General features: G+C 61.2%; 8 protein-coding genes and 1 tRNA gene. 2 read left to right on the top strand and 7 right to left on the bottom strand.

Annotated elements, in window-relative coordinates:
* Positions 1–49: 49 nt before the first annotated feature.
* From OU11_RS08360 to tgt, 7 genes are all read right to left on the bottom strand, one after another.
* Complete coding sequence (locus tag OU11_RS08360; protein ID WP_206538230.1) at positions 50–1,546, bottom strand: ATP-binding protein; 1,497 nt, start codon at positions 1,544–1,546, stop codon at positions 50–52.
* A gap of 60 nt (positions 1,547–1,606) precedes the next feature.
* Complete coding sequence (locus OU11_RS09280; protein ID WP_033516104.1) at positions 1,607–1,933, bottom strand: hypothetical protein; 327 nt, start codon at positions 1,931–1,933, stop codon at positions 1,607–1,609.
* Complete coding sequence (locus OU11_RS08350) at positions 1,899–3,050, bottom strand: zinc ribbon domain-containing protein (protein ID WP_033516102.1); 1,152 nt, start codon at positions 3,048–3,050, stop codon at positions 1,899–1,901. The genes OU11_RS09280 and OU11_RS08350 overlap by 35 nt, the downstream gene beginning before the upstream one ends.
* Before the next feature lie 185 nt (positions 3,051–3,235).
* Positions 3,236–5,161, bottom strand: coding sequence for a DUF262 domain-containing protein (locus OU11_RS08345; RefSeq protein ID WP_033516100.1), 1,926 nt, complete (start codon positions 5,159–5,161; stop codon positions 3,236–3,238).
* 244 nt (positions 5,162–5,405) lie between these two features.
* Positions 5,406–5,491, bottom strand: a tRNA-Leu gene (locus OU11_RS08340).
* Between the two features lie 148 nt (positions 5,492–5,639).
* On the bottom strand, positions 5,640–6,416 hold the full coding sequence (locus tag OU11_RS08335; RefSeq protein WP_033516098.1) for a nitroreductase family protein: 777 nt from the start codon (positions 6,414–6,416) through the stop codon (positions 5,640–5,642).
* A gap of 71 nt (positions 6,417–6,487) precedes the next feature.
* Positions 6,488–7,789 carry a tRNA guanosine(34) transglycosylase Tgt gene (gene tgt, locus OU11_RS08330; RefSeq protein ID WP_033516096.1) on the bottom strand — a complete coding sequence of 434 codons (1,302 nt, stop codon included), beginning with the start codon at positions 7,787–7,789 and terminating at the stop codon, positions 6,488–6,490.
* Between the two features lie 347 nt (positions 7,790–8,136).
* Here tgt and OU11_RS08320 point away from each other — a divergent pair, with 347 nt between their 5' ends.
* Both OU11_RS08320 and OU11_RS08315 read left to right on the top strand, forming a co-directional pair.
* Positions 8,137–9,954 (top strand): S1C family serine protease, encoded by a 1,818-nt coding sequence (locus tag OU11_RS08320; protein ID WP_033516092.1) that lies wholly within the window; start codon positions 8,137–8,139, stop codon positions 9,952–9,954.
* Positions 9,955–10,354: 400 nt separating this feature from the next.
* Positions 10,355–12,733, top strand: coding sequence for a heavy metal translocating P-type ATPase (locus tag OU11_RS08315; protein WP_152597132.1), 2,379 nt, complete (start codon positions 10,355–10,357; stop codon positions 12,731–12,733).
* The last annotated feature ends 48 nt before the right edge of the window (positions 12,734–12,781 follow it).

Here is a 12,781-nt window from a genome sequence, read left to right as displayed (position 1 = left end):
TACTCCGAAATGGTCCGAAGTTACTCCGAAGCAGCTCCGAATCGTGCCCCTAGCCGAGTGAGTAGTATTGCGACGGATCGTTTGTGGAGGTGCCGTGCCATATGAGCAAGCCGCGCGATACGAGCGATTTGAGGACCGTGGCGGACGACCTCGTGCTCCGGCCGATGAGCTCCGATAGGACCTTCGTCGTGATTTTCCCTCTGACATAGGCGGCCCGTATGGCGGTGAGTTCGTATTCGTCGAGACCGCTCAGGACCTCCTGGGAGATTCGGTTCTCGATGGCCTCGCGTTGTCGTAGCGTCCTGGCGACGATGTTGTTCTCGAGGGTGAGCTGCACCTTCGATTTGTCCGGTTCGCTGAAGGACGGGGCGTTGAGGAACATTGCCTGCATCTCGCTGTAGATGCGCTTCACGCCTTCATTGAGTTCACGTACCCACCCGAACTCGACAAGGGTGCGTGCAATCCTGGGATTCCTCGAATAGCGGGTCTCGCGCATGTTGTCCAACGTGACCGTGTTGGGAAGCCTTCCCGGACTCAGTATCTCAAGACGGTCGTCGTACATCGATATGCGGATGTAATCGCCAGCATAGGCGTAGTCGCGGTGGGTCACAGCGTTCACCAGACCCTCGAACCAGGCGAACTCGGGATACTCGGGGACGGTCTGGAACCTGCCGTCGCGCCCGAGGAACTGGAACTCCCTCAACATGCCCGAGATAAGATCGAACGCTCCGTCGACGACCTTCGGAATTGGGCCGTCGAACGTGACGTCCTTGGTGATGTTGAGGCTTCTGCCCGTTTCCATTTTGACGCCGTCGAATCGCAGGACGCGCACGCGGGCCTGCGGCAGAAAGATGGAAGGATTCTCCCCGAACAGCAGCAGCCCGGCCACTGTGAGGTGACCGTCGCGCATGAACCGGCGGCTCCGCAGGACCTGCTCGTCGGACGCGTCCGTTTTAAGCAGGGCCTTGTACCGGCCAAGGACTTCGGCGTCCACATCTTCAATACTCGAATCGGCAACGAGCTCATCCTCGAAGACGCGCTGGTTCTTGTCGTATTCCAGGGCTCGGATTTGTTCATAGTCCTGTTTCTGGCTCTTGTCGCCCTGCCGCAGGAACACGGCGCCGTCCTTACGGCGCGTGATGACACGATCGGTGGAGGGCTCGATATCCATTACGAGGACGAAATCGGGTTCCCCTGCGGAATTGACGACCTCGAGCCTGTTGCAGGAGACCTCGGGAGCCGGCGTACAGTTCATGATGGCGCACTGCTCGAAGATCTCCACCGGGCGGGATCTCGGCGGATTGAATCCCGTCACTTCGCCGTCGTCCTCTATCCCCACCACAAGCTTGCCGCCGGCCGCATTCGCGAACGCGGCGATATGCCGGGCAAGGTCGTCCGGGTCTATCCTGGCGCTTTTGCGATCGAAATAATGGTTTTCCTCTGTCGAGGAAAACACGACGATGTCGTCGGTGACGACGGGGCTTTGCATGCTCGTCCACCCCCTACTGATGTACGACGGATGAAACTGGAAGACATCTGCGAACATGATACCAGCTGAGCATTTGATGCGTCCGTTGCTTGACGGACGATGTAGGGCGACGATTGACTATTTGCCGGATTTTGCGCCGCGTCTTCCCAATATGAGCAAGGCGGCAGAAACAACTGCTGTAGCGATTGAGCCCACCAGCTTCTTGGCGTTATCGTTTCTTTTCCTGCGGCAGGATTCACAATGGGAATGCTTGCTGACGCTGGCCATTTGTTTACCACACTTTTTGCAGTGCCGTTCCTTATTTTCCAGGTCGTAGGCCTTCTCGGGAGCGGTGGCATCGATTTCAGAGGGATTCCTGCCGTCGTTGTGGGTCTCGGAAACGTTTTCCGGTGGTTCCGTGTCGTTGCTGTCAGAGGTTTTCTTCCGGAAGGGATTCAGCTTCATCGTCGATTGCTCCTTCGCTGGACATGGTTTCGGATGATTCAATTGTGAGCGGCTCCGGGCCGTCCGCGTACGCGGTGATTCGTCGGGTGATGTCGGTGAAGCCTGAGACGACCTGTTTCAGGTTGCGGTCGCTGTTCTCGTTGAGCAGCAGAAGCGTATCGGGGTCATTCAAATGCTGTTGTTCTATGAACCGGCGGAACTCCATCAGGCTCTTTTCGATCGAGGGATAGGCGCCAAGTGCAGACCATCCGGCGCATTCGACCTGGACCGAGACCGCGATCTGCGCGAGATCGTTCAAGGCGTCCGACGCCTTCTCATCAAGCTCTTTGCCTTTTGTCCTGGAAAGAAACATCTGAAGCACGTTCTGTCCAGAATTGTTCAAAACGAGAGCGCTACTGCGGGTGTAGTGACGCATGAGCCGATGCTTCGCTTCGGTGGCGGCGCTGATTGCGTTGAGCACAGCTGTTGCGCGCAGCTTGGAATCCGGAATCACCTGGGCTTGAAGGAATTGGTCTCTGGCTGCGTCAGCCAAGGCGAGCCTGTCGTCCTGTATCTCGATATGCAGCTCGTTGATGGAATCGTGCAGGGATTGAATCTCTCTGAGGATCTGACCGAGGTAGGCCGTCATGGTCAGACTGTCGACAGCCTGCTTGACGTCTGGCGTGAAATGAATCTCTTCGAGGCGGACCTGCTTGCGGATGACGTTCTTCCCGTCCTGCAGGACCGCCATCAGCTCGCCCTGCTTGTCCACCTTGAACCGCAATCGCCCCTCGCCCATGAGCTTGCGTAGCTCAGAAGTCAACTTGGCCCGGTATTCGGTCTGGGGCTTTTCAAGTATTCGCTGAACGGAAAGGGCAAGCTCGGGAACGGCTTTGCGGAAGATTTCCCAGTTCGAGAAAAATCGTGCAATCAGGCCCTTGGCCGTGCGATTCAATGGCGCGTCGGTATCGTCTTCGGGAACCCAAGCCGTGATCTCATACTCAACTGGAACAATCTCCCCAAGAGCCTGCTCGGACAACGGAAGCGCGGGATCATCCGCGAAATAGCCGCACTGCGGGCACATCCTGGCCTTACTAGAGATTCGAGCGCCACACTCAGGGCAAAGTGCCAAACCCATAAAACCTCCTCATTGGTGGGTTTCGAACTGCCTGTGCTGAAACGTCTGTTCCCTAATCTTTTTAGTCTGAGAGGTCAGTAGTCTCCGATATTTCTGCAGAGCACTTCTAAAGAGAAATCATATGTGTGGATTACATATCGCATTCGTGTCTTCCAGCGCAGACGGAATCTCGGTTTCGTGCCTCGTTAGTCATCGAGTGGTGTCGGGAATTTGAACACGGTGAGTATCTGGTCTTTGAACCATTCTGTCCGCCGTCGAATATCCGCAGGTGTCCAATCCGTCTTGGTCTCGATAGTCTCGCCATGCTCGGTGTCAGCGATACTGGTGTTGATAGCCAGCCCCTTCTGGCGCAGCCCGACGAAATGCCCGTTGTCGGCATAATCACGTTTTGAGAGCTGGTACTTTTGTTCGTCTGCGTAAGGATGAGTCTCGTCGACAAATGGTCGTTGTCCGAGGTTGGAATTGTACGGTGTCAGCGTGAGATTGCCGATCAAGTGCCTGTACTGCTCCAGAATATCTTCAGCATTATTCGGGTCGTCCGGAGAAATCATAGCGCGCCAATAGTCCGTGAGGGGACCTTCGGGAAGAATGTGTTCGATCGACCACAGTGAGATGCTGCTATTAGGCTTATAGCCATCCAGATTGTCCGGACGCCCCTTGTCAAACATGCTGATGCCGGTCGTACGGTTCAGATATCGTTCCACCTCAATAAGCACGAACCTAGTGGTTTTGGCATTCTTGTCATACATGCCATCTGAAGTGATCGCAGTGGCGAATTGTTCATCGCTTACACTCAGATCTTTAAGTTCTCTAATGACGCGATTGACCAGCTCGGCACCATGTAGATCGCTTTTGCGGATATCTTGAACGAGTTTGAGCATCCGCGAGCGGATGTTGGAGGCCTTGGGCACAAGGGTGATATTCCTGCGCACGTAGAAGCTGATGAGGGCATCCAGAATATGTGTGATGTGGTTGTCGTCGAGTTTCAGACTGGCAGATTGTGTCAACAGGAACAGCATCAACGGGTACGCCTGTGTGGACTCAAGTCGGCGGAGAGAATCCAGCCGCTGGTTGATGCTATCCTCCGGATAGCTTTGGATTTGCAGTAATTGTGCAAACGTCTGCGCATGGTTGATGAGTTCCTGCAGGTAGTCGACATTCGAACGATACTTTTGTTGGATGATATCTCGATATTGCTTTAGCGCCTTGCTGTTGGTCGTCGACGAGGTACTTTCGTTTTCAAAGGCGTCGTAGTTATTTCGCAGGAACTGCGTGGCCGCATTGATGTCAGTGTCGTTGTTATTTGGCGTGAATATGGTGGTGAACTCGTTCCACTTTTCCAGTATGGAGTTTTTGCTTTCTTGGGCGATACGTTGGGCTGACTCAATGAATCGTCCCTTCAACAGGTCGACGAGGGTCAGCGGTAAACCAGTGGAGTTCAGCGAGGAGAACACAGCGAAGGCGTCACTGAGGTTTCCGACCTCGATTCGGAGCAGCTTGACGTTGATGAGCTTGTCATAGAAGTCATTCAAGGCATTAGCTGTAGGGAAATTGCCGTTTTCGTCATCTTGAAACAGCTTACGGATGTATTCGTACCGCTTAGTGAATGAACGGTTGCGGGGAGCTTTGCCGGGGTGAGCGTTGCTATCGTCAAGGATTTGCAGTAACTGCGTGTAGATGGTGGCATCGGTTTCGAGCAGTTGCAGTCGAGGAACGTCCGACTCTTGATCTACCAGAAGGCGTCTCGGGATATCCACGCGGGGCTTGTCGAGATTTCTTACGTCTGCTCTCGGCGTGTTGTCGTCGTCAAACCATTTTTTAGCTTGCTCCCATATGGCCAGCAGGAACAGCGAAAGTGTAGTCAGGCGCTGCTGCCCATCGATTACGTCGTAGACGTCATCAACAATGCTGCCTTGTTCATCTTCATGTGGAGTGATGAGAAGATTACCGATATAGTAACCCTTTTCTTCATTCATGATGTCGTTGAAGAGTTGGTCGATATGTTCAGGTTTCCAAGAATAGTTGCGCTGATAATCCGGGATGCAGAATCGTACGCTATCGTCCATCGCCAAGATTTTCGAGAATACCATAGGATGAGAATCAATTTTCATGGGGACCTCCTGAACCGGGTTGATCTCATGATCTCACTGAATCAGAATGATTCGCCGATCAACACACATGGTGGGGTATTCTCGTGGCGGCGTTGTCGTGGGAATTGGTGCACAGGAAACCGCCCCCTGTCTCCTGATGGTCGGAGAAAACGAATCTTGCAGTGCTACGAGTTGCTGTAGACCTGAAAACAGCGATTCCGGGAAAGCAAAAGGGCCGGAACCCTTGGGTTCCAGCCCTTTTCGCTGGTGCGAGTGGGGGGACTTGAACCCCCACGAGCATACACTCACTGCCACCTGAAGACAGCGCGTCTACCATTCCGCCACACTCGCAGACAAGTGGATAATTTACCACGCGTTTAGCGGAACCCACAAATCGGCGTGTCGCGTTGCCGCCGGTTCGTCGAGGCCGCCGTCGGGTACTTGACAATCGTCAAGTAAAAGGTGAGTGCGGTGGCAGCGCGTCAGCGGCGTGCGCCCATCACCGCCATACAACGCGGTCTCGCCCCGCCCCGACCTCGAAATGGTACTTCGCGCAGCCCAGCCCCACGTGCGCGAACAGCCCCTCCGTTGCCTCGGCGCTGACCGTGCCGTCCTCGTGTAGCGTGAACAGGAACGGCTGTTGGCTCAGCGACGTCGGCGCGAGCATCGCGGCCTCCATGCCGGCGCGGAACCAGTCGGGCATCGTCATGCCGTCCGGAATCCGGCACAGCTCCTCGATCGGCTTGCTGCGGCGGCGTCCGCCCGGACGTGCACCGTGCCCGAACGCCAGCACCCACACGATCTTCTCGCCGGGGTGCAGGCACCACCACGGGTGTTCCGCCGTGTCCGCATCGTCCAGCACGGCCCAGCTGGTCTCCAATCCCAGCTGCACGGCGCGCAGTGCCAGGCGCTCCCCGTAGTAGCCGACCCGCTCCTGCAGGGTGATTTCGCCAGCGTCGGTGGCCGCCTCATCCGCAGCGGCGGCTTTGTGCCACGCGGCCGTGGCGTCGTTCGGCGCCGTGCCGTCCGTCGCGCCGACGCACGCCGGCCGCCCGATCAACGCGATGGCGTTGTGCACGCCGGTGAACCGCCCGTAATGCGTCTTCAGTCCGAGGAACGCGTCATCGAGCCCGGCGGCCATCTGGATGTGCAGGCCGCTCTCCTGATTGCAGGCGTCGATTTCGGCCCGCAGGATGTCCAGAACCGCCTGATCGACCGGTTCGTCGGTGTAGGCGCGGATGGCGTGCCGCTGTTCCATCGCTTCGAGCAGGTTCATGATGCAGTCCTCCCTATCGCTTCGGACTATCGATTCGGATTATCAGCTTGGATCATCGATTCGGTATCGGTTCAGCCGCGGGAGCCGTTGGCGTAGAAGCGGGCCAGCGTCGCGTCGCGGAACTCGTCGAAATAGCCGCCGTCGATTGAGGCGCGGATGTCGTCGAGCAGTTTGACGAAGAACTGTTCGTTGTGGATGGTGGCCAGCGTGAAGCCGTTGAGCTCGCGGGCGCGCAGCAGATGGTCCACGTAGGCGCGTGAGTAGTGCTGGCAGGTGTAGCAGTCGCAGCCTTCTTCCAACGGGCCGAAGTCGGTTTTGAACTCGGCGCGTTTGACGTTGTAGCGGCCATCGCGCGTGAAGATCGCGCCGTTGCGCCCGCAGCGGGCGGGGGCCACGCAGTCGAACGTGTCGCCGCCGTTCTCCACACAGGCGAAGATGTCGTCGACCGCCGCGATGCCGAGGACGTGCCGCGGTCTGTTCTCCGGCATCTCGTCGCAGATCCACGCGCAGATGTCGCCGATGATGCGTTTCTCCATCGCGCCGCCGATGCCGACGCCGTCGAAGTCGAGTGAGGCGATCTGCGATGCGGCCCGCCGCCGCAGATCCTCGTAGTTCGCGCCCTGCACCACGCCGTAGAGCGCCTGGTACGGTTTGCCGAGTCGCGCCTCGGTGAGCCGCTGGTGCTCGGCCACGCAGCGCTGCGCCCAGCGGAACGTGCGCTCCACCGACCGTTCCTGATAGCCGCGCGTGTTCATCAGCGTGGTCAGTTCGTCGAATGCGAACATGATGTCGGCGCCGATCTTGTGCTGGATGCCCATCGAGATTTCGGCGCTGAACCGGTGCAACGAACCGTTGAGCGGCGATTTGAACGTCACGCCGTCCTCGTCCACGAACGCCAGGCGCTCCTTGCCTTCGGCGATCACGTCGTCCGACTTCATACCGGTCACGTCCATCGCCAGCGTCTTCTTGAAGCCCGCGCCCAGCGAGAGCACCTGGAAGCCGCCCGAATCCGTGAACGTCGGCCCATCCCAGTTCATGAACCGGCCGAGACCGCCCGCCGCGTCCAGAACATCCTCGCCCGGCCGTTCGTACAGGTGGAACGCATTCGACAGCAGGCACTGCGCGCCCAGATCCTTCATCGTCTCCGGCAGCACCGCCTTCATCGCGGCCTGGGTGGCGACCGGCACGAACGCGGGCGTGCGGATATCGCCGTGCGGGGTGTGGATGATGCCGGTGCGGCCGTACCGTGCGCCGCCGCGCCCCTTGCCGTCGGGGGAGTCGGGCAGACGGGTGATGGTTTCGAACGAGAACGCGTTGCGGTCGCCGGGCTTGCCCGGTTCCGCCCCGCGAGGGTGATCAAGCAGACTGGTCATACCGTTCACTCTAGGCGAAGCACTGCCGAAACCCCGCAGTGAGCTGCATCACATCGGGGGAGGGGACAGGGATGGGGATGCGCCGGTGGCGGTGACGCCAAAACCGCCGGAATCATTGGCATATCGGTGTTCCGGCCGGTGGTCGGGAGTCTCGGCGGCATTGCGCGCAACGGACTCCAGCGAATATCATGACTGGCTAACGCTAACCTTCCAACCAACATTCAGAAAACTTCCAGAACCGCTTCCTTAACTCATACTTAGCGATTCCGAGACGGCGGTAAGCCGAGCAGGTTGACCGCCGGAAGTATAAACGGCATAAGAAAACAGTACGAAACCAAGGAGCAGCAATGGCTGAAGAAAACAACGGCAGCTGGCAGAACCCGCCGGCATCACAGCCGAACGAACAGCCTCAGCAGGAGCATCAGGCGCAGCAGGTTGTGGAGGGCGACCAGTTCATCATGACCAACGGCAATGGGACCTCGAACGTCGAGCAGCCGACCGAAACGATTCCGCCCACAGTCCAGACCCCGGCGGACGCCGACGCCGGACAGGATGCGCCGACGTCGGCCCAGCCCGCGGTGACGGCGGAGGCGCCCCAGTCCTCGCCGTACCGCCCCGCGCCGGAATACGGCGCATACGGCCCCACGCCCGCGCAGCCGACCACGGAGCAGCAGCCCCAGACCGCGCCGACTCAGCAGATGCCCGCGCAAGGCAACCGCAACCCGTACCTGTTCGGCAACCCGTTCCAGACCGACAACGGCGGCACCCCGAACCAGGGGCAGGGCGGCACCCCGGCGAACAACGCCCCCACCAATCCGTTCATGATGCCGCAGGCGAACGGCCAGCAGGGGCCGACCGGTCCGCAGAATCCGATCTTCCCGCCGGCCTCCGGCCCGCAGCGTCCGAATCACGGGGGCACCCGCACGGCCAGCGGCGTGGTCATCGCGGTGGTGGCGGCCCTGATCAGCGCGGCGCTGTGCCTCGGCGTCGGCTACGTGGCGATCACCGAAGGCTGGGTGAAGGTGCCGACGACCAGCTCCCTGCAGAACGTGGACTCCAACACGTCCGGTGACGGCAGCGCGGCGATCACCAACGGCGAGGCCGTGGACTGGGTCGCCGTGGCGAACAAGGTCTCGCAGTCGGTGGTCTCCATCCAGACCACGGTGCAGAACGGCACGGCGGCCGGCTCCGGCGCGATCATCGACGAGCAGGGCCATATCGTGACCAACAACCACGTGATCTCCGGCGCGCAGAACATTCAGGTCACACTGTCGAACGGACAGATGTACACCGCGCAGGTCACCGGCACCGACACCACCACCGATCTGGCGGTCATCCAGCTGGATGACGCGCCCGACGGGCTGGTTCCGGTCGAATTCGCCGATTCGGACAAGCTCGCGGTCGGCGAGGCGGTGATGGCCATCGGCAACCCGCTGGGCTACGACGACACGGCGACCACCGGCATCGTCTCCGCGCTGAACCGTCCGGTCAGCGTGATGGACGACAACAATTCGCAGGTCGTGACCAATGCCGTGCAGATCGACGCGGCCATCAACCCCGGCAACTCGGGCGGCCCGACGTTCAATGCGGCCGGACAGGTCATCGGCATCAACTCGTCGATCGCCTCCACCGCCAGCTCCAGCAGCGAGGCCGGGTCGATCGGCATCGGCTTCGCCATCCCGTCGAACCTGGTCAAGCGTGTATCCGACGAGATCATGAAGGACGGCCACGCCACGCATGTGGCGCTGGGCGTGACCATCACCAGCGACACGGTCGAGGCCGACGGCGTGGTCCGCGGCGGCGCCCGCATCACCACGCCGAGCACCGGCGGCAAGGCCGTCGTATCCGGCAGCCCGGCGGACAAGGCCGGCCTGCAGGCGAACGACACGATCGTGGCGTTCAACGGCAACGCGGTGAACAACAACTACTCGCTGCTCGGCTTCGTGCGCGCCGCGTCGCTCGGCGACACGGTGAAGCTCACCATCGTGCGCGGCGGCAAGACCATGGACGTGGACGTGACGCTCGACCAGCAGGAGGAGGCCGTCAACGGCAGCAACCGCACCGAGCAGAACGGCTCCGGTCAGCAGGGTCAGCAGGGTCAGCAGGACCAGAACGGCAACGGGTATGACGACGGCGGCGTCTATGACCCGTTCGGTTTCTGGTGATCCGAGCGGTAACAGGCAACCACGTACAGCGCCTCCCGGCGATCGGCCCATACGGGTCGACAGCGGGGAGGCGCTGCCGCATTCGTGGCGATGTGTCCTATGGCGATGTGTCCTGCGGCGACGCGGGCGGGGCGACCGAAGCGTCGCGCTCGTGGAAACTAGGCATGCGCGCTCGGACACGCTGACGGACATGCAGGCGACCGCGCCGAAGTTGGAGTCGCCGGGCATCTGCTGGTAGGCTCATACCGGTGCCCGCTGAGCGGGCCGAAAACCGAAGATGAATTGTTGATCTTTACGCCGTGTGTCGTGCGATTCTTGTCGTCGATGGGCTAACAAGGCGTGAATCAAGCACCGGCCGTGCGGACCGTTCGCATGGCCGATACCGACGTAAGGAGAGACGATGAAGACTTTCATCGCTATATTGCACAAGATATCGAACGTGTGCAAACTCGTGCCCATGCTGCCGGTCGTTGTTCTCTCGGCCATCCCCATCGCGTTGCTGTGGGATTTCCGCCCGTGGAGCAAGCCGTTCTGGTTCGTCGACCCGAGCGTCGGCCAGTGGATCGTGATCGTGCTGGTCATCTACACCGTCATCGACACGCTGCGCGGCATGATCGACGATATCCGCCACGGCCATGTCGGCGTCGACATCCTCGCCGTGGTCGCGCTGCTGTCCACGCTGGCCGTCGAGGAGTATTGGGCCAGCTGGGTCGTGGTGCTCATGGTGTTCTCCGGCACCGCCATTGAGGCGTATGCCGAGGATAAGGCCAAGAACAACCTGACCGCGCTGATGGAGGCCGCGCCGCAGATCGCTCATGTCGCCAACCTGCCGGGCGTGGGATCCGGCGTGCGGGCCGGCGATGTCGCCGCGCGAGATATGAGCCACGTCGACCGGGTGCTGTCCGGCGAGACCGCGGAGCCCCACGGTTCGGCGGACGAGACCGCGGGGGACGCCGCCGACATGGCGCATGCCCCGTTCCACACCGTCTCCGTCGACCAGGTGAGGCTCGGCGACGTGCTCATCGTGCTGCCCGGAGAAACGATCCCTGTCGACGGCGAGCTGCTCAGCGGTTCGGCCACGCTCGACCTGAGCAACATCAACGGCGAGCCCGTGCCGCGTGAGGTGTATGCCGGTGCCCGCGTGATGTCGGGCGCCATCAACGGTTCGGCCACGCTGACCATGCGCGCCACCGAACTCGCCCGCGATTCGCAGTACCAGCGCATCATCGAGCTGGTCTCCTCCGCGCAGGAGTCGCGCGCCACCGTGGTCAAGACCGCCGACCTGATGGCCGTGCCGTTCACCGTGATCTCGTTCGTCATCGCCTGCACCGCCTGGATCGTCTCCGCCGATCCGACCCGCTTCGCGCAGGTGCTCGTGCTGGCCACCCCGTGCCCGCTGCTCATCGCCGCGCCGGTCGCCTACATCGCCGGCACCGGCAGGCTCGCGAAGGCCGGCATCATCATCAAGGCGCAGGACATATTGGAGAATCTGGGCCGCGTCTCGCACGTGTTTTTCGACAAGACCGGCACGCTGACGGTCAAGAAGCCGCAGGTCGTGCGCGTGGAGATCGCCGGCGAGCATGACGGGAAGGGCGGCGGCTCGTCTGCCGCCGCGCGGCCTGACAACAAGGCGTATGCGGGGTTGGACGCCGACCATATCCTCATGTACGCCGGTGTCGTCGAATCGTATTCGGTGCACATCCTGGCCAAGGGCATCGCCACCGGTGGCACGGCCGTCATGGACCGGCTCAAGGAACGCGCCGCGGCTGGCGAAACGCTGCCGTCGGAAGACGAGTGGCTGGTGGACGCCCGCAGCTACCCGGTGGTGCGCGGCGTGACCGAGGACGCCGGCAACGGTGTCAGCGGCGAGGTCAACGGGCATCGGATCCGCGTCGGACGGTTCGCTTTCGTCACCGCGTCGGAGGACGGAGCGGCTGCGGCGCCGGATGCCGCGGTCACCGACGTAACGGAGACTGGTGCGGTGCATGGCCGTGCCGTGAACTCCGACGGTTTCCGTGCTACCGTTGACGCCGCGCGCAGGCGGGCGGAGGCCGAAGCGTCGGCTCAGGCCGCGCGCAAACTCACGGTGGCGCAGATGTTCGGCGAGCTCGCCCCTGATGAGATGGCCACGTACGTCTCCGTCGACGGCGAACTGGCGGCACGCATCGTGCTGAAGGACGTGCCGCGCGCGAACGCGAAGGAGTCGCTGTCCAAGCTGCGTTCGATGGGTGTGGAGCGCCTGACGATGCTGACCGGAGACAAGCGCGCCTCCGCCGACATCATCGCCGCTGAGGTCGGCATCAACGACGTGCACGCCGAACTGTTCCCCGAAGGCAAGGTGCAGGCCATCGCCGACGCCGCCCATGAGCATCCGTTCAAGCAGCCGTGGTGGGACAAGCTGATTGCGCGGTTCGTCGGCGAATCGACCACCCGTTCGGTCACGATGATGGTCGGCGATGGCGTCAACGACGCCCCGGTGCTGGCCGCCGCCGACATCGGCGTGGCCATCACCGACGGCACCTCGACCGCCGCCTCCGAATCCGCGCAGGTGGTGATCATGAACGACGATATCGCCGCCGTGCCGCGTGCCGTGGCCATCTCCCGGCGCACCAAGCGTGTGATGATCCAGGCCGTGTGCCTGGGATTGGGGTTGGCGCTGATCGGCATGATCGCTGCCGCGTTCAACCTGATCCCGGTGGTCATCGGCGCGCTGATGCAGGAGGCCATCGACGTGGTGTCGATCCTGTGGGCGCTCACCGCCCTCATCGATAAGGACTGAGGCTCCGGCTCGTGAGGATTCATTGAATGTCATGCGGCCTGGGCCTAG

Source organism: Bifidobacterium pullorum DSM 20433, from assembly GCF_000771405.1.
Taxonomy (GTDB): Bacteria; Actinomycetota; Actinomycetes; order Actinomycetales; family Bifidobacteriaceae; genus Bifidobacterium; species Bifidobacterium pullorum.
The sequence above is the reverse complement of the archived record's forward strand: the minus strand, read 5'-3'. Positions and strand labels throughout refer to the sequence as shown.